This window comes from Agrobacterium sp. CNPSo 3708 (assembly GCF_028674915.1).
Taxonomy (GTDB): domain Bacteria; phylum Pseudomonadota; class Alphaproteobacteria; order Rhizobiales; family Rhizobiaceae; genus Agrobacterium; species Agrobacterium cavarae.
The window spans coordinates 137921-158616 of sequence record NZ_JAQZSF010000004.1 but is presented as its reverse complement, the minus strand read 5'-3'; the positions used below and the strand labels follow the sequence as shown (position 1 = coordinate 158616).

The 20696-nt window shown below is 58.3% G+C and carries 20 protein-coding genes; 8 read left to right on the top strand and 12 right to left on the bottom strand.

Annotation, left to right across the window (positions count from 1 at the left end):
• Window positions 1–14: 14 nt before the first annotated feature.
• Both PVA19_RS10750 and PVA19_RS10745 read right to left on the bottom strand, forming a co-directional pair.
• Window positions 15–1169 (bottom strand): HPP family protein, encoded by a 1155-nt coding sequence (locus tag PVA19_RS10750; protein WP_274102408.1) that lies wholly within the window; start codon window positions 1167–1169, stop codon window positions 15–17.
• An 83-nt stretch (window positions 1170–1252) separates the two neighbouring features.
• Window positions 1253–1882, bottom strand: coding sequence for a MarC family protein (locus PVA19_RS10745; RefSeq protein WP_062427351.1), 630 nt, complete (start codon window positions 1880–1882; stop codon window positions 1253–1255).
• Between the two features lie 255 nt (window positions 1883–2137).
• Between PVA19_RS10745 and gyrA the strand changes: the two genes are divergently transcribed.
• Entirely contained in the window at window positions 2138–4939 is a 2802-nt protein-coding gene (gene gyrA / locus PVA19_RS10740) for a DNA gyrase subunit A (protein WP_274102407.1), read from the top strand.
• A 123-nt stretch (window positions 4940–5062) separates the two neighbouring features.
• Here the strand turns inward: gyrA and PVA19_RS10735 are convergent, their stop codons facing one another.
• Window positions 5063–5323: a hypothetical protein gene (locus PVA19_RS10735; protein WP_062427349.1), complete on the bottom strand. Its 261-nt coding sequence runs from the start codon at window positions 5321–5323 to the stop codon at window positions 5063–5065.
• A gap of 90 nt (window positions 5324–5413) precedes the next feature.
• Window positions 5414–6874, bottom strand: coding sequence for a D-alanyl-D-alanine carboxypeptidase (locus PVA19_RS10730; protein ID WP_113265775.1), 1461 nt, complete (start codon window positions 6872–6874; stop codon window positions 5414–5416).
• Window positions 6875–7143: 269 nt separating this feature from the next.
• Between PVA19_RS10730 and PVA19_RS10725 the strand changes: the two genes are divergently transcribed.
• The 3 genes from PVA19_RS10725 to PVA19_RS10715 all read left to right on the top strand — a co-directional run bounded on the left by PVA19_RS10725 (window position 7144) and on the right by PVA19_RS10715 (window position 8730).
• Window positions 7144–7410, top strand: coding sequence for a hypothetical protein (locus tag PVA19_RS10725; protein ID WP_082546508.1), 267 nt, complete (start codon window positions 7144–7146; stop codon window positions 7408–7410).
• 44 nt (window positions 7411–7454) lie between these two features.
• On the top strand, window positions 7455–7703 hold the full coding sequence (locus tag PVA19_RS10720; protein WP_162744256.1) for a hypothetical protein: 249 nt from the start codon (window positions 7455–7457) through the stop codon (window positions 7701–7703).
• Window positions 7704–8361: 658 nt separating this feature from the next.
• Window positions 8362–8730 carry a hypothetical protein gene (locus tag PVA19_RS10715; RefSeq protein WP_062427346.1) on the top strand — a complete coding sequence of 123 codons (369 nt, stop codon included), beginning with the start codon at window positions 8362–8364 and terminating at the stop codon, window positions 8728–8730.
• A 176-nt stretch (window positions 8731–8906) separates the two neighbouring features.
• Here PVA19_RS10715 and PVA19_RS10710 read toward each other — a convergent pair whose 3' ends face one another.
• The 6 genes from PVA19_RS10710 to PVA19_RS10685 form a co-directional block, all read right to left on the bottom strand.
• Window positions 8907–9302, bottom strand: a complete 396-nt coding sequence (locus PVA19_RS10710) for a response regulator (RefSeq protein WP_062427345.1) — start codon at window positions 9300–9302, stop codon at window positions 8907–8909.
• The gene (locus PVA19_RS10705) at window positions 9274–12702 is read right to left on the bottom strand and encodes a CheR family methyltransferase (RefSeq protein WP_274102406.1); all 3429 of its coding nucleotides are present in this window, start codon (window positions 12700–12702) and stop codon (window positions 9274–9276) included. The genes PVA19_RS10710 and PVA19_RS10705 overlap by 29 nt, the downstream gene beginning before the upstream one ends.
• A gap of 2 nt (window positions 12703–12704) precedes the next feature.
• The gene (locus tag PVA19_RS10700) at window positions 12705–13304 is read right to left on the bottom strand and encodes a PAS domain-containing protein (RefSeq protein ID WP_274102405.1); all 600 of its coding nucleotides are present in this window, start codon (window positions 13302–13304) and stop codon (window positions 12705–12707) included.
• 148 nt (window positions 13305–13452) lie between these two features.
• Window positions 13453–14286: an S-formylglutathione hydrolase gene (gene fghA / locus PVA19_RS10695; RefSeq protein ID WP_274102404.1), complete on the bottom strand. Its 834-nt coding sequence runs from the start codon at window positions 14284–14286 to the stop codon at window positions 13453–13455.
• Between the two features lie 26 nt (window positions 14287–14312).
• Window positions 14313–14987 (bottom strand): DUF1345 domain-containing protein, encoded by a 675-nt coding sequence (locus PVA19_RS10690; RefSeq protein ID WP_111850739.1) that lies wholly within the window; start codon window positions 14985–14987, stop codon window positions 14313–14315.
• 6 nt (window positions 14988–14993) lie between these two features.
• A complete protein-coding gene (locus PVA19_RS10685; protein WP_062427341.1) occupies window positions 14994–15440 on the bottom strand; it encodes a YaiI/YqxD family protein in 447 nt (148 codons plus the stop codon).
• A 162-nt stretch (window positions 15441–15602) separates the two neighbouring features.
• On the opposite strand from PVA19_RS10685, the gene PVA19_RS10680 reads away from it, so the two are divergent.
• The 4 genes from PVA19_RS10680 to PVA19_RS10665 all read left to right on the top strand — a co-directional run bounded on the left by PVA19_RS10680 (window position 15603) and on the right by PVA19_RS10665 (window position 18266).
• On the top strand, window positions 15603–17090 hold the full coding sequence (locus PVA19_RS10680; protein ID WP_274102403.1) for a helix-turn-helix transcriptional regulator: 1488 nt from the start codon (window positions 15603–15605) through the stop codon (window positions 17088–17090).
• A gap of 147 nt (window positions 17091–17237) precedes the next feature.
• Window positions 17238–17417: a CsbD family protein gene (locus tag PVA19_RS10675; protein WP_062427339.1), complete on the top strand. Its 180-nt coding sequence runs from the start codon at window positions 17238–17240 to the stop codon at window positions 17415–17417.
• A 25-nt stretch (window positions 17418–17442) separates the two neighbouring features.
• Window positions 17443–17766: a BON domain-containing protein gene (locus PVA19_RS10670; RefSeq protein ID WP_062427538.1), complete on the top strand. Its 324-nt coding sequence runs from the start codon at window positions 17443–17445 to the stop codon at window positions 17764–17766.
• Window positions 17763–18266 carry a DUF992 domain-containing protein gene (locus tag PVA19_RS10665; RefSeq protein WP_153311461.1) on the top strand — a complete coding sequence of 168 codons (504 nt, stop codon included), beginning with the start codon at window positions 17763–17765 and terminating at the stop codon, window positions 18264–18266. The genes PVA19_RS10670 and PVA19_RS10665 overlap by 4 nt, the downstream gene beginning before the upstream one ends.
• A 96-nt stretch (window positions 18267–18362) precedes the next feature.
• Here PVA19_RS10665 and PVA19_RS10660 read toward each other — a convergent pair whose 3' ends face one another.
• Window positions 18363–20216 carry an FUSC family protein gene (locus PVA19_RS10660; protein ID WP_274102402.1) on the bottom strand — a complete coding sequence of 618 codons (1854 nt, stop codon included), beginning with the start codon at window positions 20214–20216 and terminating at the stop codon, window positions 18363–18365.
• Window positions 20203–20688: an FUSC family protein gene (locus PVA19_RS10655; RefSeq protein WP_274102401.1), complete on the bottom strand. Its 486-nt coding sequence runs from the start codon at window positions 20686–20688 to the stop codon at window positions 20203–20205. The genes PVA19_RS10660 and PVA19_RS10655 overlap by 14 nt, the downstream gene beginning before the upstream one ends.
• Window positions 20689–20696: the final 8 nt, after the last annotated feature.

The window sequence follows — 20696 nt, the reverse complement described above, 5'->3', positions numbered from 1 at the left end:
CAGAGGCACCGGTATCACTGTTCCGACGCTACCTTGTCGGCCAGCATTCCCACCAGCACATCCGATTGCGAAATAATCCCCGTCAGCTTCTGATTGGCATCTACGACCGGTAAGTAGTGCAGACCCTGCTCGGCGAAGATAATGATGGCATCCTCGATTGCCGTCGTCGGCGAGATCGTCTGTACCGGAGACGTCATGATATCCTTGACCGTATCGTTGGGTGCCTGTTTGCCTGTTGCAATCAGACGCAGCCTTTGGAGGAAGCCGATGCGCGGACGGCCATGGGTCCACGTGGCCTTGTCGAGAAAGTCCGTCTGCGTGACGATGCCCACGACTTCCGCCACATCATTCGTCACCGGCAACGCTTTGATATGGTGGTTGCGCATCAGGCTATAGGCGTTCTTCAGCGAATCGTCCGGCGCTACACCGATGACGTCGCGCGACATGATATTGGCGCAGTCGAGATGGGTGGCGCGCCGACGATAGGAGCGGAGTTCAGTGCGGCGCAGAATCGTTTCGAGATCGTCACGGTCGATGTCGAGAACCTGGTCAAATTCCTTCAGCACGTCATCCAGGTCGGCAGAGGAAAAGCCAATTCGCTCGACGGGCGCTGGATCCTTCGTTCCATGACCTGCTGCTTGCGGACGGATGGCGTGGGGGTAGGGCCGCCCAGTGAAATTGTTATAGACCACCGCAAGCGCCAGGAGCGCCACCGAGTTGCCCAGCACTGGCCAGACAACGAACCCATAGCCGAGGTCGTGGATCGCTGGACCACCCAGAACGGCGGTAAGCGCGACGGCCCCGCTCGGCGGGTGGAGGCATCGCAGGGTGATCATCGCAGCGATCGAAACGGCAATTGCCAAAGCGCCAGCAAGGAAAGGCTGTGGCACGAGAAGGCCGATGGTGACGCCGATCACTGCGGCAACGGTGTTTCCGCCAAGGATCGACCAAGGCTGCGCAAGTGGGCTGGAGGGAACGGCGAAGAGCAAGACGGCTGAGGCGCCCATGGGTGCGATCAGGGCGGGCGGTGCCAGACCCGCGCCGATGGCGATGTATCCGACCAGGCCTGTGACCAGAATGCCGATCCATGCGCCTGCGGCTGCGCGTAAGCGCTCCTTGTAGCTGACGGGCGTTGCCTCTGGCACGACGAACCGCAACAGGTTTTTCATAGTCTTTCCAAATACAGATGTCCTTTAGAGGCGGCTTCTATGCGGGACTGAAAAATCCTGTCATGGGTCGATGTGTTCAGGACTCACATGTTCATGACAGACTTTATTCCGTCGACCACGAACTGCACGGAGAGCGCTGCGAGCAGCACGCCAAGCAGGCGTGTGAGAATGGCGCGGCCGGTATTGCCGAGGAAGCGGTCCAGCCGATCGGCTGCAAGCAGTGCTGCGAAGACGATCAGCATGCTGAAGGCGAGCAGCAATATGAAGAGGGCTTTATCGAAGCCCGTCTCCATCGTGCCGGAGATCAGCACAGTCGCAGAAATCGCGCCTGGCCCGGCGACGAGAGGCAATGCCAATGGAAACACGGCGATGTTCTGGATGTGATCCTGGGTGACCGCGACTTCGGACGTCTTCTCCTTGCGCTCCTGACGCTTCTCGAAAATCATCTCGAAGGAAATCCAGAAAAGCAGAAGGCCACCGGATATCCGGAACGCGCCAAGCGATATGCCGAGCAGTTCGAGGATCGACGCGCCGAAAAGCGCAAACATCGCGAGAATGCCAAAACCGATCAGCGAGCCGCGCAAGGCGACCTGGCCGCGCTGAGCGCGGGTCATGCCGATGGTCAGCGCCAGAAAGACCGGCGCCAGTCCAGGAGGGTCGAGCGTGACGAGCATCGTCGTCAGGGCATTGATAAAGATTTCTGCGCTTGCCATGCCGTCCCCCGCTCTTATGCCGCCCCCGTTGGTGGCGTTCACAGGTATCTGGCGACCTGTTTAGCGATGATGTTAGGCAAGAGGCAGCGCTATTGGAACCCCGTGCTCCGGCTTTTGCCCTGACGCCTGCAGAAAACTGTGTATCGTCTTGTAAATGACGTAAAAGACTGTTCAAAACCGGCGCAGAAATTGGCGTGCGGACGCCGTTTCCGCTATAAAAATCCATCCGATTCTTAACAGAGAATGTGATCCGTTTTGACTGACCAGAGCCCCCCAGGCGGCGGAAAGCTTCCGCCAGGCATTGAACCAATTTCCATCATGGAGGAAATGCAGCGGTCGTATCTCGATTACGCCATGAGCGTTATCGTTTCGCGCGCGCTGCCGGATGTCCGTGACGGGTTGAAGCCAGTTCATCGCCGTATTCTTTATGGCATGTCCGAACTCGGCATCGACTGGAATAAAAAATACGTCAAATGCGCCCGTGTCACCGGTGACGTGATGGGTAAATACCATCCGCACGGTAACGCTGCGATTTATGATGCCTTGGCCCGTATGGCGCAGGATTGGTCCTTGCGCCTGCCGCTGATCGACGGTCAGGGTAACTTCGGCTCGATCGATGGCGATCCGCCGGCAGCCGAACGCTACACCGAATGCCGCCTGCAGAAGGCCGCGCATTCCCTGCTCGACGATCTGGACAAGGAAACCGTCGATTTCCGCGAGAACTATGACGGCACCTTGCATGAGCCGGTCGTGGTGCCTGCGAAGTTCCCGAACCTTCTGGTCAACGGGGCAGGCGGCATTGCTGTCGGCATGGCGACGAACATTCCGCCACATAACCTTTCCGAGGTGATCGAGGGCTGCATCGCGCTGATCGACAGGCCGGAAATCGAGCTGCCGGAACTGATGCAGATCATTCCAGGTCCGGACTTCCCGACCGGCGCATTCATCATGGGCCGCTCCGGCATTCGCTCGGCTTACGAGACCGGTCGTGGCTCCGTCATCATGCGCGGGCGCGCCACTATCGAGCCGATGCGTGGCGACCGCGAGCAGATCATCATCACCGAAGTTCCCTTCCAGGTGAACAAGGCCTCGATGATCGAGAAGATGGCCGAGCTCGTCAAGGAAAAGCGCATCGAAGGCATTTCCGACCTGCGTGACGAATCCGACCGTCAGGGCTACCGCGTCGTCGTTGAGCTGAAGCGGGATGCCAATGCGGAAGTGATCCTCAACCAGCTTTATCGCTATACGCCGCTGCAGACCTCGTTTGGCTGCAACATGGTGGCGCTGAACGGCGGTAAGCCGGAGCAGATGACGCTGCTCGACATGCTGCGCGCCTTCGTCTCCTTCCGTGAAGATGTCGTCAGCCGCCGCACCAAGTACCTGCTTCGCAAGGCACGCGATCGTGCCCATGTGTTGGTGGGTCTTGCCATCGCCGTCGCCAACATCGATGAAGTCATTCGCGTTATCCGTCAGGCGCCGGACCCGGCCTCTGCCCGTGAAGAGCTGATGACGCGTCGTTGGCCTGCGACCGAAGTGGAAAGCCTGATCCTGCTGATCGACGATCCGCGTCACCGCATCAACGAGGATGGCACCTATAATCTGTCGGAAGAGCAGGCCCGCGCCATCCTTGAACTGCGTCTGGCACGCCTGACTGCTCTCGGACGCGATGAAATCGGTGACGAGCTGAACAAGATCGGTGCCGAAATCAGCGAATATCTCGATATCCTGTCCTCGCGCATCCGCATCCAGCAGATCGTCAAGGACGAGCTTGCGGCCATCCGTGAGGAATTCGGCACGCCGCGCCGCTCGGAGATCATTGAGGGCGGCCCGGACATGGATGATGAGGACCTCATCGCCCGCGAAGACATGGTCGTGACCGTGTCGCATCTGGGCTACATCAAGCGCGTGCCGTTGACGACCTACAAGGCGCAGCGTCGCGGTGGCAAGGGTCGCTCCGGCATGGCAACGCGTGACGAGGACTTCGTCAATCGTCTCTTCGTTGCCAATACCCACACGCCGGTTCTGTTCTTCTCCTCGCGTGGCATCGTCTACAAGGAGAAGGTCTGGCGTCTGCCGATCGGAACGCCGCAGTCCAAGGGCAAGGCGCTGATCAACATGCTGCCGCTGGAAGCCGGTGAGCGTATCACCACGATCATGCCGCTGCCCGAAGACGAGACGACGTGGGAAAAGCTCGACGTGATGTTCTCCACCACACGTGGAACGGTTCGTCGCAACAAGCTTTCCGACTTCGTTCAGGTCAACCGCAACGGCAAGATCGCGATGAAGCTGGACGAGGAGGGCGATGAAATCCTCTCCGTCGAGACCTGTACCGATCGTGACGACGTGCTGCTGACAACAGCGCTTGGCCAGTGCATCCGCTTCCCGGTCGACGACGTGCGCGTCTTTGCAGGCCGCAACTCCGTCGGCGTGCGTGGCATCAATATGGGTGAGGGCGACCGGATCATTTCGATGACGATTGTCGGAAGCAGCGACGCCGAGCCTTGGGAGCGCGCAGCCTATCTGAAGCGCTCCGCAGCAGAGCGCCGTGCCGCCGGTGTCGATGAAGAAGACATCGCCCTTGTGGGTGAAGAGGTAACGGAAGAGGGCGAACTGAGCGAAGCCCGCTATCAGGAACTCAAGAGCCGCGAGCAGTTCGTTCTGACTGTCTCCGAGAAGGGTTACGGCAAGCGTTCGTCGTCCTACGATTTCCGCACTTCGGGACGTGGGGGCAAGGGTATCCGCGCCACCGACACGTCGAAGACCACGGAAATCGGTGCACTTGTTGCGGCCTTCCCGGTCGAAGATACCGACCAGATCATGCTGGTATCCGATGGTGGTCAGCTGATCCGCGTGCCCGTCAACGGTATCCGTATCGCCAGCCGCGCGACCAAGGGCGTCACCATCTTCTCCACCGCCAAGGATGAGAAGGTTGTCTCCGTCGAGCGCATCAACGAGCCGGAAGGCGAAGAAGAGGTCGAGGCGTTGATCGAAGGCGCTGAGGATCTGACCAGTGGCGACGCGGCTCCCGCGCCCGACACGGACGGTTCTGCCGAGTAAGCTGTGGGGTGTGGCGCCAGCCGCCACATCCTTTTTCAAACGGTCGCTCTAGGATCGAACCCGGAAATGAAAAAACCCTGCGAAACGAAGGTTTCGCAGGGTTTCTTTTTGAGCCGCCGTTTCTCAACGAAGACGGAGATGCACAGGCGCCCGGCCGGATGGTCCATCGATATGGAGATGGATCTTCGCCTCAGGCTGGTTGCTGCGCCAGGCACGTGCGCCATGGCAAAGCAGGAGATTGACCAGGTCGCGGGTCTTATGCCGAGATCTGTTGAGCCCAATATCGGCAATTTTCATTGCTGCTTCGTGGATTGGATGAAGCACCGACGCCGACTGGCTTCTGCCTTTGGGGGCGATGTCCAAGTAGTTTTCATTGATTGCCATCTGTAAAGCCTCGTTACTCAATACAATTCGAGGAGTGGGCAGGCCGTGTTTTACAAAACACCACGGCCTGTCCTGGAACAGTCTGTTGGCCTACTGGAGCGAAGCCCAGCAGCTGACACCTTTCTTCTTCAGAGCATTGCATGCATTGACTGCATCATTCTGACCGTTGAAGCCGCCGAAACGGGCGCGGTACATCTGGGCGCCGTCTTTGGTGAAGGCGACCGTAAATGGCTTGGCGGTACGCAGTGCATTGCCGCCCTTATCCTGCGCAGCCTGAAGCAGGTTGCGCGCGGAATTCTCGTCTGGAGATGCGCCGATCTGGATCACCCAACCTGCGCCGGCAGACGGTGCGGCTGCGCTGGACGGCGATGTGGAGGCTGTCACGATGTTGTCGACCTTCGTGGAGTTGGTCACCACGGAACGATCCGGCTTCATGCTGACGGGAGGAATAGGCTTTACCGGAGCGCGAGGACGTGTTGCGACATCCATGGCAGCAACAGCTGCATTGGCCTGCGCCGGCGCGAATGCGGAGACCGGGGCCTCGTCGCCGTAACGCTGCTGCGGAACAGGACCAGCATTCGGAAGACCGGAGGTGGGTGTGGTAGCGGCCACGACAGCGACGGGTTCTTCGATCGGAGCCGAAGGCGTTGCAGCAATCAGGTTGCTGTTTCCGCCACGCGAGGCTTTCGGCAGATATTCCGCAACCAGCTTGCGCATGGTGGCGTCACGGGCGGCGCTTGAACGACCACCGAGGACAACAGCAACGATAGAGCGGCCATCGAGCTGCGCTGATGTTGCAAGGTTGCTACCGGCCGCACGGGTGTAACCGGTCTTGATGCCGTCAACGCCGCGAACCGTACCGACGAGACGATTGTGGTTGCCGATCACCTGCTTACCGAAGGTGAAGGTGCGGGTATTGAAGTACCCATAATATTGCGGGAAGTGCTGGCGTAGCGCGACACCAAGACGAGCCTGATCGCGCGCCGTCGTCATCTGCGCGGTATTGGGAAGGCCGTTGGCATTGCGATAGGTGGTGCGTGTCATGCCAAGCGCACGAGCCTTTGCCGTCATCATCCGTGCGAAACGCTCTTCCGAGCCGCCAAGATGCTCACCGAGCGCCGTTGCCATATCGTTGGCGGAACGGGTGACGAGGGCGAGAATGGCCTGTTCGACGGTGACCGAACCACCGGCGCGCACGCCAAGCTTGGACGGAGGTTCCTTGGCGGCGTTTGCCGAAACTGGAACCTTGGAGTCAAGGGTGATGCGCCCAGCGCTCAACGCTTCGAAAGTGAGGTAAAGCGTCATCATCTTCGTCAACGAAGCGGGATAGCGCAGACCATCAGGATCTTCACCGTAGAGCACCTTACCCGTTTTGGCATCGATGACGATGCCAGCATATTTCGGGTCCGCCTTCGCCACTTGCGTAGCGGAAACGGTGGTTGTCGCCACGGCTGCTGCGAACAGCAGAGCCTTCACAAAAGAGGTCGCGCCTACTGCGCGACCAAGCGCCTCAGATAGTTTTTTCAACACTGTTGAACTCTTCAATCGCATGCCACAGATCCGTCCGACACGCCCCGCCAGACAATTTCACGTTTCGAAATTTAGGTGAATGACGTTACCAAGTGGTTTATGAATCGTATTCGCGAACCATAAAATGCGGCATTTCCGGCATTCGCCTTTTTCGAACAGAGTGAATCTTTTCAGAATCTTAGCGCCACGTGCGATCGCTCTCGAGCGCCAAGGAAAATGTCAGGTGTGTGAGTCACTATTGAATCGCCCGCGTGCCGCTGCTACCTGATGCTGAAATCAAAGGACGAAGAATGGCCTCTCGCGATCGATACTCCCGGAAACTCGAATGCTCGCGCTGCGGGCATAGCGGATTTGCCGAAGCGTCTGAGATAGATGAAAAAGATTCTGCTCACGTGGATTTTCGTATTGATGAAATGCCACGTGGTTTCAGAGCGGAGCGTCCTTCGACGAACCCGGCGGATTACATGATCCGTTGTGCTCAGTGCGGCAATATTTTTCGCTTTCAGCAGAAGACAGCTTACGCGCCCGGAGGCGAGCCTCGCAACAGGAGGGCCTGAGTTGATCTTCATCTTTCTAGAGGACGTTGCCCAAGGAGTTCGATGTGAGTCTCGACGCGCAGACTGAGAAAAGGGAGCCGCCGCGCAAGCCGCTCTGGCCATGGCTTCTACTGCTCGTCCTGACGCTGCTTGCCATCTATTGGTATCATTGGTTCACCCAGATGGTTGATGAGTTGATCGTCAACATGCCGACGGCCATTGTCGAACTGCTGGACCAGCTCCTTGGCGAGGAGTCCCGTCGCGAGCGTTCCTCGCCGGACCAAAACTGGCGAGTTGTCTCACCGTCACCCTAATAAGGGCACAAAAAAGCCCCGCAAATTGGCGGGGCAGGTTGTTCGCTCGGGGAAAGTTGGGCAATGCCCGGGAGCGATGGTGGAAAGCTAACGCTGAAAGAGGGCGCCTGCGAGGTCATATCGCGGCTCATCGGTACGCTTGCCCAAAAAATGTCAGTAAGCGCGACCTATTTCCCAAAAAGAAACCCGCGCGAGGCGGGTTGTCAGTCGAGAGGGGAACTAGAGACTGGGAGTCTCAGCCAAATAACGGAGGGCCGCCAGAAAAGTTGCGATGGAAAACAGATTTTCATTCAAACGATCACGTCGCATAGAATATGGCGCGCTTCCATCCGGGCAGGCGCCTCGCTTGAAGCAGCGAAGAAAAAAGCCCCACCTTCTAGGCGGGGCGAGGTGTTACCTGATTGGCTCTCAGGACTTGGGAGCTCCTCTGAAATAAGAGGAACGATGACTGGATTAGCGCGGCGGCAGTCGCTGCGAAAGGTCAATGCGCTGGAGATCGGTACGCTGCCTCAAAAGAATTGACGGGGCATGTTTTGTCGGCGTCGGTCGAGGTCTTGCGATGGGCTTCAGCATTCATCGCGTGTTCAGAGCTTCTATGGCAGATTGATCCTGCGTTGACTGGCAAGCTTCTGTGCCAGTTCACCTGGAGATTTCTGCCATGAAGAAAGTTATGCTTTCGATCCTTGCCGCCGTGCTGACGACTGGCACTCTGTTCGCCAGCGTTCAGACGGCTTCCGCGCAATATTACGACGGGCCTTATCGCTACGAACGCCGCGGCCCTCCGCCTCCGCCATATCGCGACCCTCCACGCAGGCATCGCCATAACGACACGGGCGCCGTCATTGCCGGCGGCATTGCAGCCGGTCTTCTCGGTGGCATCATCAGCGGCGCTATCGCCAATGACAGCGGTCCGCGCTACGTCGAGCCTCCGCCACCACCGCCACCCCGCTGCTGGTTGGAAGATCGCCGGGTGCCGAACTCTTATGATGGTGGTTGGCATATGGAGAGTTTCCGGGTCTGCCAGTGACCTGAAGCATGGTCCACGCAAAACTGTGCTGCGGTTTTTGATAATGACCTGCGATAAAGCGAAGAGCTAAGCGCAGGAAGCAAATCTGAAAGATCGCGACAATCCTTGAGTTTATCAACGAAAAAGCCGGCTGAAACGCCGGCTTTTTTGCGTCGATCTGACAGGAGGGGAACGGTTTACGCGCTCGCTCGAACTTCCTCAGAACTCTTTGAATCAGCGCGGTCCGACAGTTTTTCCAACTCGTTCAACAGTTTTCCAGGCAGGCATGGTTTCTGGCAAAAAGCAGAAGCCTCGTAACGTTGCGCCAATTGCCGGCCATCAGCATGGCCGGAATGGAAAACGAAAGGAATGTTGCGTTCGGACAAGACGTCTGCGACTGGGAACACTTCGCCATCGATCAGGCGCACATCGAGGACTGCGCAGGTTGGCGTGTGATCCTTGAGATAGAGCGATGATTGCTCGATGCTTGCAAAAGGCCCTGCGACGTCCCATCCAGCCTCTTCAAAGGTCATTTGGAGGTCAAGAGCAACGAAGATTTCGTCTTCAACGATGAGTACCGATTTGCGTGTCATTTAATACCGAGCGTGGCAGAGTCAGAATATGGTGGAGTTCGGAGCCTTCGAGCTTGGTGTCAATAGCGCCACCCAATTGCCGTGCGGCGCTTGACAGCAGAAGAGTCCCAAATCCTTTTTCCCCGAATGCTACAACGGGCTTTCCTATTGTTTCGTTCCATAGCAGATAAATATTTTCGTTATCTTCGTTCCAGCTCACATTCAGCTTGCCCTGGCTCTGGCCAAGGGCTCCGTATTTCAGCGCGTTCGTCGACCATTCATGCAGGATGAGGGTCAGCGGTGTGATGCATTTTGCAGGAATGGGTAGGGACCCTTGCGAGATTTTTATGCCGCCCTTCTGCTCGTAGGGTGCAAGGATTGTCTTGACCAGTTCGGCAATCTCGACCGGACCAGTGCGCTTCTGGTTCGATGCAAGCGAATGGGCGTTGCCCAGCGCCAGAATGCGGCCTTCGACATCTGCAACCAGGCTCTGCACCGTGTCATGCTTGCGTGCTGCCATGCGCAGGATGCCGCCGATCATGGCGAAGAGGTTCTTCACCCGGTGGTTCATCTCGTTCAGCATCAACTCGCGCGTTTCGGCAAGCCGATACTCGGCCGTCACATCGACGGTGACACCGATGATCCGCGGGGAATCCGTATCGCCAACGTAACGTCCGAACACCTTGATCCAGCGAGACCCTTGCGCGGAGGCAAGTTCGGTCGTCAGGTCGAAACCGCCATGGTCCTTCTCGGCCTGCTGGAGGGCTTCGAGCACCTGGATCCGATCATCTTGGCGGATTTTCGCAAGGAAATCTTGCTTGCTGAGGTGGTCGCTCTGTGCTTGCAGCAACTCCCTTGTGGACCCACCGAGAAGAAACTCCTGCCGTTCCGGCAGATACTCCCACACGCCGATTCCTGCCGCTTCGACGGCAAGCTCATGCCGGTTCTGCTCTCGCTGCAACTGGGTTTCGACGCTCACCGCATGCGAGATGTCGGTCATGACAATGGTTGCGCCGGTGATAGTGCCATCCGTGGTTTTGTAGGGCAGGATTCTGAGCGTAAATGTCTTTCGCGTTTCTTCGTGCCAGACGGTATCCTGGTAATCCACGCCTTCGTCCATGACATGACGGACATGATCGAGATAGTCCCGGGTCAAGAGGCGCGTGGTGACATCCGAAATCGGCCGACCGCGATCAGATGCCTGCAGCGGGAAGATCTCCGTTGCCGCGCGGGTGAAGGACCGCACACGCAGGTTTCGGTCCAAAACGATGATGGCGAGGTTGGTGGAATCGAAGAAGTTGCGAAGATCGGTATTGGCGATCGTCAGCTGCTCGATCTTGTTTTTCAGCTCGTCATTGACCGTGGTGAGCTCTTCGTTCGTCGACTGAAGCTCTTCGTTCATCGACATCATTTCTTCGTTGGAGCTCTTCAGCTCCTCATTCGCTGTCTCAAGCTCTTCGGTCGCGGAGCGAAGGCGGTGCTTGGCCGAGCGCAATTCGCGCTCGAGGGCTTCGACATGCCCGTTGCTTGGTTCAAGGCTGATAAGGTCGCTTTCCTCCAGCGGCGTGAACTGCCCGGCATCCTGAAACACCAGGAGGAACCTGTCGTCGTCCACCGGATCGCAGATGATGTCTGTCGTCAGCGAGCCAAATTCTGTGATGACCTCGACCTTGCTGGATATGACACGCTTCTTCGCTGAATGGGCTTGACGCAGCAGAGGTCCGATCTGCTCCTTGACTCCGGGACGGGCAAGCGAGGCAGCGCTGGTCTCGTTGGAGCGGGACACCGGAAAATCGAAAAAGCGGCTCAGCTTGCCGAAGGCTGCCATGATCTGACCTTCCTGGTCCAGAAGCATGCTGGCAGGCACGTATCTTTCAAGCAGACGCGACACGACGGTTTCGTCGTCGCTTCTGGCTGCGTCATGCTGAACATCGGAGCCGCCCGGTCGGCGACCCTGATCCTGGCGTCCTCCGGGAAGCGGAATGGGATAAGTCGGAAGACCCGGCAGTCTTTCGAAAAGCCGCGCCTTCTGGTCGATGCTGGCGAAAACCGTCTCGAACCGACCAACGCTTTCGGAGGGACCAAGGAAGAGAAACCCGCCCGGTCGCAACGCATAGTGGAAGAGCGGCATGATCGTCTTCTGCAGCTTGTCATCAAAATAAATGAGCAGGTTGCGGCAGGAGATCAGGTCGATCTTCGAAAAGGGCGGATCCTTCACAAGGCTGTGGCCGGAGAAACGGATCATGTCCCGGATCTGGCCGACGAAGTTGAAGCGGTCCTTGTGCGGAATAATGTAGCGTTCGTGCAGCGCGGCTGGAATGTCGGCCAGTGCGGCATTCGGGTAGGAGCCCGACCGGGCGATCTGCAGCATGCTCTCATCGATATCGGTCGCGAAGATTTGGACATCGCATAGAATCTGTAACTCGCGGGCTGCTTCGGCAAACAGCATGGCGATGGAATAGGCCTCTTCGCCACTCGAACAGCCGGGCACCCAGACGCGCACGCCTCCGTCGCGCGCTTCCTGGCTTTGGAGGAGGGGCCGGATCGCCCGATCGCGCAGAACGTCGAAAAACTCCCGGTCTCGGAAAAATCGCGTGACGTTGATCAGCAGATCGCGAAACAGCGCTTCGCATTCATCCTGATCGCGCTGCAGCCGGTGCAGATATTCCCTCGCGCGTTCGATGCCGAGAACGTGCATTCTGCGTTCGATGCGGCGAACGAAGGTGGTCTTCTTGTAGCCGGAAAAATCGTGCCCGACTGAGCTTCTCAGCGTCTTGCACAGCTCGTCTATATGATCCTCGACCAGCGAAGGCTGCTCATCGGCAAGCACCTTGGTGCGCCGGAAGAAGAAGCCGGCGATGCAGGCAAGAATCTTGTCGGGCGGCTGGATGAAATCCACGAGGCCGGTGCCAGCGGCAGCGAGCGGCATGCCGTCATATTTTGCCGTTTCCGGCTCCTGGGCGACGCACAGGCCGCCATTTTCCTTGACGGCGCGAAGACCTGTGGAACCGTCCGCGCCCGTGCCGGACAGAATGACGCAGGCGGCATTGCCGTTCTGGTCATTGGCAAGCGAGACGAAAAAGTCGTCGATCGGGCGACGCAATCCGCGTGGCTGAGCGAAATTCGTCAGCTCGAGCGTTCCGTTGGAAATGGACAGACCGTGTCCCGGCGGAATGATAAAGACGGTGTCCGGCTGGATACGCTCTCCGCCCTGACATTGTTTCACGGAAAGTGCCGTATGCCTGCCGATCAGTTCTGCCAGCATGCTTTCATGGTGCGGATCGAGATGCTGCACGACGACGAAGGCGAGGCCGGTCGGGACTTCAGCAGAGCTGAACATCTCGCGAAGAGCCTCCAGTCCTCCTGCAGATGATCCGATGCCGACGACGGGCACATCCTGGGCTTCTGCACGTTGGTCCAAACTCAATCCCTCAGGGTCCGACCAGACTGGCTCTGGTCGCTCTTATCAAGCTCGGCCAAGGTCACTTTTGCCTGCGCAATCGTGGTGGCGGAGCTTGCGATCGTTGCCAGGCTGCCTTCGATGATGACATTATGGCCCTCAAGCATGGGCTGAATACGCGTGAGGGTCGTGCTCAGATCAGTGTTGTATTTGTCGAGCAGGTCGGGTCTCGTCCGGCTGATATCGAATTGCGATGCGAATATGTATTGGACGTCGCCGGATGAGGAACTCAGCTTCGACATGAACAGCAAGTTGACGAACGGGCGGCCATCCTTGCGGAAATTGACGATTGGTGTGCGTATCACCGACGAGGTTGGCCGAGACAGGAAGGAGTGAATCTTCGCTCGCGCCTCTTCGTTCGAAGCGCGCTCACCGCTGGCGCCTTGCTGTAGCATCCGGCAATTCTTGCCCAGAACATCGGCGTCGTCATAGCCGGTCAGGGTTTTGAAGTGCTGATTGACGAGAACAAGGGCGTTGTCTCCTTTCGCTTCGGCAAGCGCCAGGGCAACTGTTGCGTTATCGAAAAACTCCCGGAGGGGAGGCAGAACAAGTGACTTCGGCATTATCTCATCAACTCAATGTATTGCTTATCTAATTAAGGTAGATTTCTTGTTTTGATAAGGGCAAGGCGCGAGAAAGATCACTCGCATAACGAAAACTTGCCCTCAATCATGCCTTGATGTCGATCACGACCGACGCAATTCTAATGGCTTAGACCAGACGTTCCGCGTGCCACTTCAGGTGATCGTCCATGAAGGTGGAGATGAAATAGTAAGAGTGATCGTAACGGTCGTGAAGGCGTAGCGTGAGGCCGATATCCGTACCTTTGATGGCCTCTTCGAACAGCCATGGGCGCAGGCCGTTTTCTAGAAAACTGTCTGCTTTTCCCTGGTCGATCAGAAACTCTGGAAAGCGCGCACCATCTTCCACCAGTGCGCAGGCATCGTAGGCACGCCAAGAGGCTTGATCTTCGCCGAGATATTTTTCGAGAGCCGGGCGCGACCAGTCCGCAGACGAGGGCGCGACGATCGGGGCAAAGGCCGAGCAGCTCTTGAAGCGGTCCGCATTTTTCAGCGCAATCGTCATGGCGCCATGACCGCCCATCGAGTGGCCGAAAATGCCCTGTCGGCTCATATCGACGCGGAAATGCTCACCGATCAGCGCCGGGAGTTCTTCGGTGATATAGCTATACATATGATAATGCTCGGCCCAGGGCGCCTCTGTGGCATCGAGGTAGAAGCCGGCGCCTTTGCCCATCTGCCAGTTCGTCAACTCGTCGGCGACGTCATTGCCGCGCGGGCTGGTATCCGGGCAGACGATGATGAGGCCAAGCTCTGCGGCAAGCCTTCGATACTCACCCTTTTCCATGACGTTGGCATGGGTGCAGGTCAGTCCGGAAAGGTACCAAAGAACGGGGCAGGGCTCGTTGATCGCCTTTGGCGGCACGAAAACGGCGAAGGTCATTTCGCATTTGCATGTTTCGGACTCATGCGCATAGACACCCTGCATGCCGCCAAAAGCCGTGTTCTGAGAAATTACCTTCATGGTCTGCATCCTTTATAAAAGCGGTTTCAACCTGCCAGCGACACCGCGGCGTTGACCGCCGCTGCTACCAGCACAGTGTTGAAGAAGAACGACACGATCGAGTGGACGAGCGTGACCTTGCGCATGGCCGTTGTGGTGACGGCAACGTCGGAGGTCTGCGCCGTCATACCGATGACGACGGAGAAATAGAGGAATTCGTAAATACCGGGCGAGGCGGTATCGGGAAAGTCCATGCCGCCCTTCGGCTCCCGCTTTCCGCCATCAGCAGATGGGCGCCAGAACAGGTGGGCATAATGGACCGCGGCCATGGTGTGGATCGTGAGCCACCCCAGAATGACCGATAGAAAGGAAAGTGTCAGAGACAGCGCGGTTTCGCCGGAATGATTGAGCGCCATGAACAGCGACACCACAGCGACGACGACGGCAAACAGCGTGATGAAGATGATGGCGATCGCTGGAAGATCGTCGCGATCGGCATGAGCCTTGAGATGGGCTGCTGTCAGATAGGGAAGCCGGAGGGCGAGCAGGAAGAGGTAGGTCAGAAAAAACGCAACGGCGGCAGATTCGATGGCGAGCTTCGGTATGAGCATGAGCATTGCTGCCAACACTGCGCCCCCTAAGACGGCAGCAATTAGAAATGGCCGATGACGTGCGTAGAGACTGATCTTTGTCTGTTCTTTTGTCTTGGGTGCGATCGCCATGCTCGATTACTTCTTTATCCGGCGGCAAAGCCGGTCAAGGGTTTCCAGGAATTGCGAACGGTCACGTGGGGAGAAGGCGGCATTATAGCCCTTGCTCTCACCCGTTTCACGCAAATGCGCGCCAAGGTCACGCATGGCGGTGGCCATGCCGATATTGGCTTGATCGAAAACGCGGCCGGTCGGACCCGTAACCATGGCGCCATTCGCCACGCAGCGACCGGCCAGCGGAACATCCGCGGTGATGACGATATCCCCTTCGCCGGCACGCTCCGCAATCCAGTCGTCAGCCGCGTCGAAACCGTTCGAGACGATGACGTTTTTCACCTTGGGATCGCGGGAGGGTCGCAGCCCTGAATTGGCGACGAAGGTGACGTCGAGATCATGCCGTTCTGCGACTTTGAGTATTTCCGGCTTTACCGGGCACGCATCGGCATCGACATAAATCTGCGGCATTGAAAAGGCTCGTCCTTTTGGATCGTTCGTCGTGCAATCGCTTGGGTGCCCATTTGAGCTTTTTTCCGCCCCTGCGCAACATGTTTGCGCTTGCCCGCGTTTCACCGGACTATCGTCTTCGATCCATTTCAAATCATTCATAAACGAAAGAGATTGCCCCTCATGAGCGACATCGAGCAGTCCCCGAAGATCAACCGTCTCGTTCTGCAGCACGTCATTGCGGGCTTGAGTGACGGTCTCATTCTGGTGGAGCCGGATGGCACAATCTCGTGGGCGAACAAATCCGCGCTTGAGATGCACCGGGTCGAGACGCTCGAGCAGCTCGGCACGGACATCGCGGCTTACCGGAAGAACTTCACGCTTCGCTATCGCAACAATCATCTGCTCGACGAGGGGCAGTATCCCCTGGAGCGGCTGGTGGCCGGAGAAGAGGTTGACGATGTGACCGTTGAAATCTCGCCGGCCTCTGACCTCGACTTGACGTGGGTTCACACGATCCGGGGTTTGACGATCGAGGATTCTGGTGCGAAGCCGGATGATGTCACGGTTCTGATCATCCGTGACGAGACGCCGCTTTACGAGGCGGAAGAGCGCTTTGAAAGAGCCTTCAACGCCAACCCGGCGCCGGGCCTGATCTGCCGCATGGAGGACAAGCGCTTCATTCGCGTCAATCAGGGTTTTATGGAGATGACCGGGTTTACCCGGGAAGAGATCATCGGCCGCAGTGTTGAAGAGCTTGGTCTCTTCTCCAATTGCGAAACCGGACAGGACGCGCTTGATCGGCTTGAGGACGGACGCATCATTCGCCACCGGGAAGCGTTGATTCCCATCCCGGAGGGTGACCGACTGGTGATCGTTGCTGGCGAGGTGATCGCTGTTGGCGAAGAGCCCTGCATGCTTTTCACCTTTGCCGATCTCGACGGACGCAGAAAAGCGCAGAATGCTTTGCGCCAAAGCGAGGAGCGCTTCTTCAAGTCCTTCCGCCTTTCTCCGGCGCCGACAGCGATTTCCCGGCTCGAAGACTTTGTCTTTACCGAAGTCAACGACGCGTTTCTGGAGTTGTGCGGACGCAAGGAACAGGAAGTTATCGGCAAGACAGCGAGCGAGTTGAAACTGTGGGATGACGTGAATGCACGCAGAGACGTGGAACGCCGCCTGAAGGGCAATGTGCCGATCCGCGAAGAGCCACTCAGGATGAACCTGAAGGATGGTGGCAGCGCTGAATGCGTTGTCTCTGCTGAACGCGTCGAGATCAACGACCAGCAATGTGTCATCTGGGCGCTTCAGGATGTAACGGAACGTCGCCGCTCCGAGGACGAGTTGATCGAGGCGATCGAAACCGTAATGGCGGATACGTCGTGGTTCAGCCGCACCGTTGTCGAAAGGCTGGCGGGCCTGCGCCAGACATCGAGGGGAACGGCATCAATGGCGTCGCTCAGCGATCTCACCGAGCGCGAGGAAGATATTCTGACGTTGATCTGCGAAGGTTGCAGCGACAAGGAGATGAGCGACAGGCTCAACCTCTCCAAACACACCATCCGCAATCACATTGCCTCTCTCTATGGCAAGATCGGCGTCAACCGCCGTGCAGCCGCCGTCATCTGGGCCCGCGAGCGAGGCTTCAGCGGGCGCAAACTGCGCAAGGTTTGAATTTTCCTGCTGATTTTATTGAAAAAAGGCCAGTTTGTACCAGTAGGACTAGTAGTTTTCTCTCTGATGCGGACGCTTTCCTCGCTCTATCTTTTCACCATGGCGCCAATGACGGCGACATCATGATGAGAAGGAAGGAGTTCTAAAATGGATAACAACCGCATCGAAGGCGCAGTTCGCCAAGTCAAGGGCTCGATCAAGGAAGCCGTCGGCAAGATCGCCGGCAACACGCACATGCAGGCTGAAGGCCGCGCCGAAAAGGTCGCAGGCGAAGTGCAAAGCAAATACGGCGAGTCCAAGGACACCGTTCGCAAGACCTTCAAGTAAAGCCTTCGGCCAGGAGTTGATCGAGATGATGATTTCTTCCGACGAGGCACTTGCGCCCGCCGCCAACCCCCAGGACTGCAGCCTCTGCGCCGCACTTCAGGCAATCATCGCCTATGCGGATGGGCAGGAAGGCAGCCGTATCACGGTGTCCATGGAGAATGGCAGGGTCATGCTGACGGGTGAGGTGGAAACGCTTGCCTCACTCGAATGCGCGGTCTTCATCGCGGAGTGCTTTGCCTCGCGCCCGATCATCGCCGATCTCTCGATCAAACCGACCATTCAATACCTGGCGCCTCCGCGCCTGACCAAACCAAACCTCTATATCAACGACAACAGGAGTCCACTATGAAGAAGATCGTTCTTGCCACCGCAATTGCCGCTCTTGCCGTTGCACCCGTCGCCCATGCCGAAGCAAAGCGCTCCCACAAGCAGATGGAAACCGCACAGAAAGAGCGTGTCGGCACCCTGTCTTGTGAAATCGAAGGAGGCATCGGTTTGGTGATCGGTTCCAGCAAGGCGGTGTCCTGCGAATTTCGTCAGCGCTCGGGCGACGTCGAACGCTACACCGGCACGATCGGCAAGATTGGCCTCGACGTTGGCGTGACCGGCAAGCAGTATTTGAGCTGGATCGTCTTCAATACGGCTGAATCCCGCGTCGGCGATGGCGCGCTGAGCGGTAACTATGTCGGTGCTTCCGCCTCTGCCGCGGTTGGAGTTGGTCTCGGCGCCAATGCCCTGATTGGCGGTAACGCCAAGAACTTCGCGCTGCAGCCCTTGAGCGCCCAGGCAGGCACGGGCGTCAACCTGGCCGCCGGTATCGCTAATCTGCAGTTGAAGCCTGCCGGTTAATCCGGTTTGCCAAGACGCCGAAAAGAGCGTTAGCGCATCACAGAATTGCTGGGCGGTGGGATTTCCACCGCCCCGTTTCTGGTTGACGGAATGGCTTCACGTCACATGGTCCCTTGCAAGCCGCCTGTGCCAAGCTGCGGCTGCCTCGCCTGCAAGGTTGCGCATCTCACGCAGAGCCGACTGGTCACTTTCATTCAGTCGATGGCGGCGGTATCGCAAGCCGCTGAGGTCGTGCAGCGCAACTTCGACATCGATGCTCGCCAGTCCTGCGGCACGCTGTGCGGTGCGCACATCCAGCACAGGTCTTCCAGCCGTGACGCTTTCCAGATAGGCGCGATTTGCTTCCCGGCCTTTCACGATCAACGTGTGGAGCGGCAGTCCGAAATCCGGCCAGAGAACCAGTACGGCCAGCAGTGCTGCGATGCTGCCAAGCAGGTTATCCACCACACGCGCTGCGGCGACACCGCTTCCTGGATGCATCATATCGGTGACGATGATGAAGAGCATGGTCAGGACCACGACGAAGACGGAATAATTGACCGCCCGCAGCGAAATCGTGACGCTGGCAAGCAGGATTGCCAGCACGCACAGGATGACGGGGTGCTGCGTGACGGAGAGCAGTGCCAGAGCCAGAAAGCCACCGAGCAGGGAACCGAAAATGCGCTCGAGCGATCGCGCCCATGTCACACGAGCGCCGCCCTGAAGGCAGACGATCAGCGCCATTGTTGCCCAGTAGGGGTAACCCAACTGAAAGATGATGGCGATGTAGTAGACGCCAATGACACCCGCAGCCTGGCGTAAGCCCAGCCTCATGGCACCTCTTGCCCGTTCCCTCCAGTTTGGAGCGACCTGATGCGGCGGTGCTGCCAAAGCCTCGTTGGATTGCTCCGGGTTTTCAAGCAAGCGCAACGCGTTCTTAAGCGCCAGCACGCAGCCGATCATGAGATCGTCTTTCATATCTTTGGCTGTCCTGTCCAGCCGCTCGATGCCGCGGCGAAGGAGGTTTCTCTGACGGACATCGTCTCGCAGAGAGAGGCGGACCCCGAGCAGGGCGGTGGCGAACGCACGCGCTGTTGTCGCGCGCTCCGTTGTCGGCCCCAATCTGTGGATATAGGCGTGGTCCAAGGCGACGAGGGCGCCGAAGATGATCTCTGTTGCCCGGAGCGCATTGTGGTATTGACGCGCGTCTGCCGGGTGCCGAGCCAGCACCGTTCTCAATCGCTCCATCGACATGCGCACGGCGCGTCTGTGCTCGGCATGTTCACTGTGCCACTGCGCGTCTCGATGGCCGCGATCGCCAATGGCGGCCAGATCTGCTGCCATATCGAACAGCCGTGCGATGACCGCACCCGCGTTGCGGTCGAGCGAGGCCGTTGGATCGATGCGCCAGACCAGATTGATGAGGATAAAGGCCCAGCTTCCGCCAGCCAGGAATGTCAGCGACTGCGCTGCAGCGGCGGGAGCCGGGTGCGGAAAGCCGACAGCAACAACGGCGACCACAGCGAGCAGTGTCCCCAGCAAACCGTCGAGGGAAAAGGCAGCACCAGCCAGTATGGCGACGAAGACAAGAGCAGGACCGACGGCGAGAGCAGTTTCCATCCCCGCCGATGCGCCCCAGGATCCGGCAAAGGCGAGGACGGTGCCGATCAGGACGAAAAGTCCAAGGGTGTGGCGGCGCATGGCATGAGGACCTGGTCCGTCGCAAAGGCATGTCCAGAACGCAGCGAAGACCGCCCAGCCGAGTGCGGGCTGACCGGTTGTCAGCGCGATGATCAACGGCGCTCCGACAGCGAGTGCGGCGCGCGCACCTTCTTCGCCGCTGAATTGCTCGGGGAGCAGGCCGACGGCGCGCAATTCCAGCCGGCGGGCGGCCCGTCGAAGATGAGGTAGCGCCCATCTGCCTTTCAACCGGATATTACCACGGCGTCTTTGCTGTTCAGCGTCGGCCATAACGCATCCAGATAATCTGTTCCGCGATGGCATGCAGCGCTGCACCGACAGCGCTCCCCAGCAAAACTTCCGCGCCTCGATACATGCCGACTTCCCAAAGAGGCGTCTCCGCCGTGCTTGTCAGGAACACGATGGGACAGGTCCACATACAAACCTTCAAAGATGGATAGCTTCGCACGATGACGGCTGCGAGCGCGACGGCAATGGCAATTTCCGCTACAGGACCGATGCCAAAGCCTTGCGCCGCCGTTCCAATGACAACGGCGATGATCACGCCGAGCAGCGTGCCGGCAAACCGCCCGATGGTAGCCTGGCGCGTATCGCCAAGCTTTTCCTGACCAACGATGATACCGGACATCGCAGCCCAGACGGGATGAGGAAGCCCGGCCGCCTCCGCCAGAATATAGGACAGCGTCGCGGCCCCCGAGCAGCGCAGGACAAAAGCCAGGTCGCGGACGCGTGTCTCGTTCACCGTCGTCT

What these genes read in the sequence shown, in the direction of transcription:
- PVA19_RS10750 (WP_274102408.1), bottom strand. Translation starts at nt 1,169, where the DNA reads ATGAAAAACCTGTTGCGGTTCGTCGTGCCAGAGGCAACGCCCGTCAGC.
- PVA19_RS10745 (WP_062427351.1), bottom strand. Translation starts at nt 1,882, where the DNA reads ATGGCAAGCGCAGAAATCTTTATCAATGCCCTGACGACGATGCTCGTC.
- PVA19_RS10735 (WP_062427349.1), bottom strand. Translation starts at nt 5,323, where the DNA reads ATGGCAATCAATGAAAACTACTTGGACATCGCCCCCAAAGGCAGAAGC.
- PVA19_RS10730 (WP_113265775.1), bottom strand. Translation starts at nt 6,874, where the DNA reads ATGCGATTGAAGAGTTCAACAGTGTTGAAAAAACTATCTGAGGCGCTT.
- PVA19_RS10725 (WP_082546508.1), top strand. Translation starts at nt 7,144, where the DNA reads ATGGCCTCTCGCGATCGATACTCCCGGAAACTCGAATGCTCGCGCTGC.
- PVA19_RS10715 (WP_062427346.1), top strand. Translation starts at nt 8,362, where the DNA reads ATGAAGAAAGTTATGCTTTCGATCCTTGCCGCCGTGCTGACGACTGGC.
- PVA19_RS10710 (WP_062427345.1), bottom strand. Translation starts at nt 9,302, where the DNA reads ATGACACGCAAATCGGTACTCATCGTTGAAGACGAAATCTTCGTTGCT.
- PVA19_RS10700 (WP_274102405.1), bottom strand. Translation starts at nt 13,304, where the DNA reads ATGCCGAAGTCACTTGTTCTGCCTCCCCTCCGGGAGTTTTTCGATAAC.
- fghA (WP_274102404.1), bottom strand. Translation starts at nt 14,286, where the DNA reads ATGAAGGTAATTTCTCAGAACACGGCTTTTGGCGGCATGCAGGGTGTC.
- PVA19_RS10690 (WP_111850739.1), bottom strand. Translation starts at nt 14,987, where the DNA reads ATGGCGATCGCACCCAAGACAAAAGAACAGACAAAGATCAGTCTCTAC.
- PVA19_RS10685 (WP_062427341.1), bottom strand. Translation starts at nt 15,440, where the DNA reads ATGCCGCAGATTTATGTCGATGCCGATGCGTGCCCGGTAAAGCCGGAA.
- PVA19_RS10680 (WP_274102403.1), top strand. Translation starts at nt 15,603, where the DNA reads ATGAGCGACATCGAGCAGTCCCCGAAGATCAACCGTCTCGTTCTGCAG.
- PVA19_RS10675 (WP_062427339.1), top strand. Translation starts at nt 17,238, where the DNA reads ATGGATAACAACCGCATCGAAGGCGCAGTTCGCCAAGTCAAGGGCTCG.
- PVA19_RS10670 (WP_062427538.1), top strand. Translation starts at nt 17,443, where the DNA reads ATGATGATTTCTTCCGACGAGGCACTTGCGCCCGCCGCCAACCCCCAG.
- PVA19_RS10665 (WP_153311461.1), top strand. Translation starts at nt 17,763, where the DNA reads ATGAAGAAGATCGTTCTTGCCACCGCAATTGCCGCTCTTGCCGTTGCA.
- PVA19_RS10660 (WP_274102402.1), bottom strand. Translation starts at nt 20,216, where the DNA reads ATGGCCGACGCTGAACAGCAAAGACGCCGTGGTAATATCCGGTTGAAA.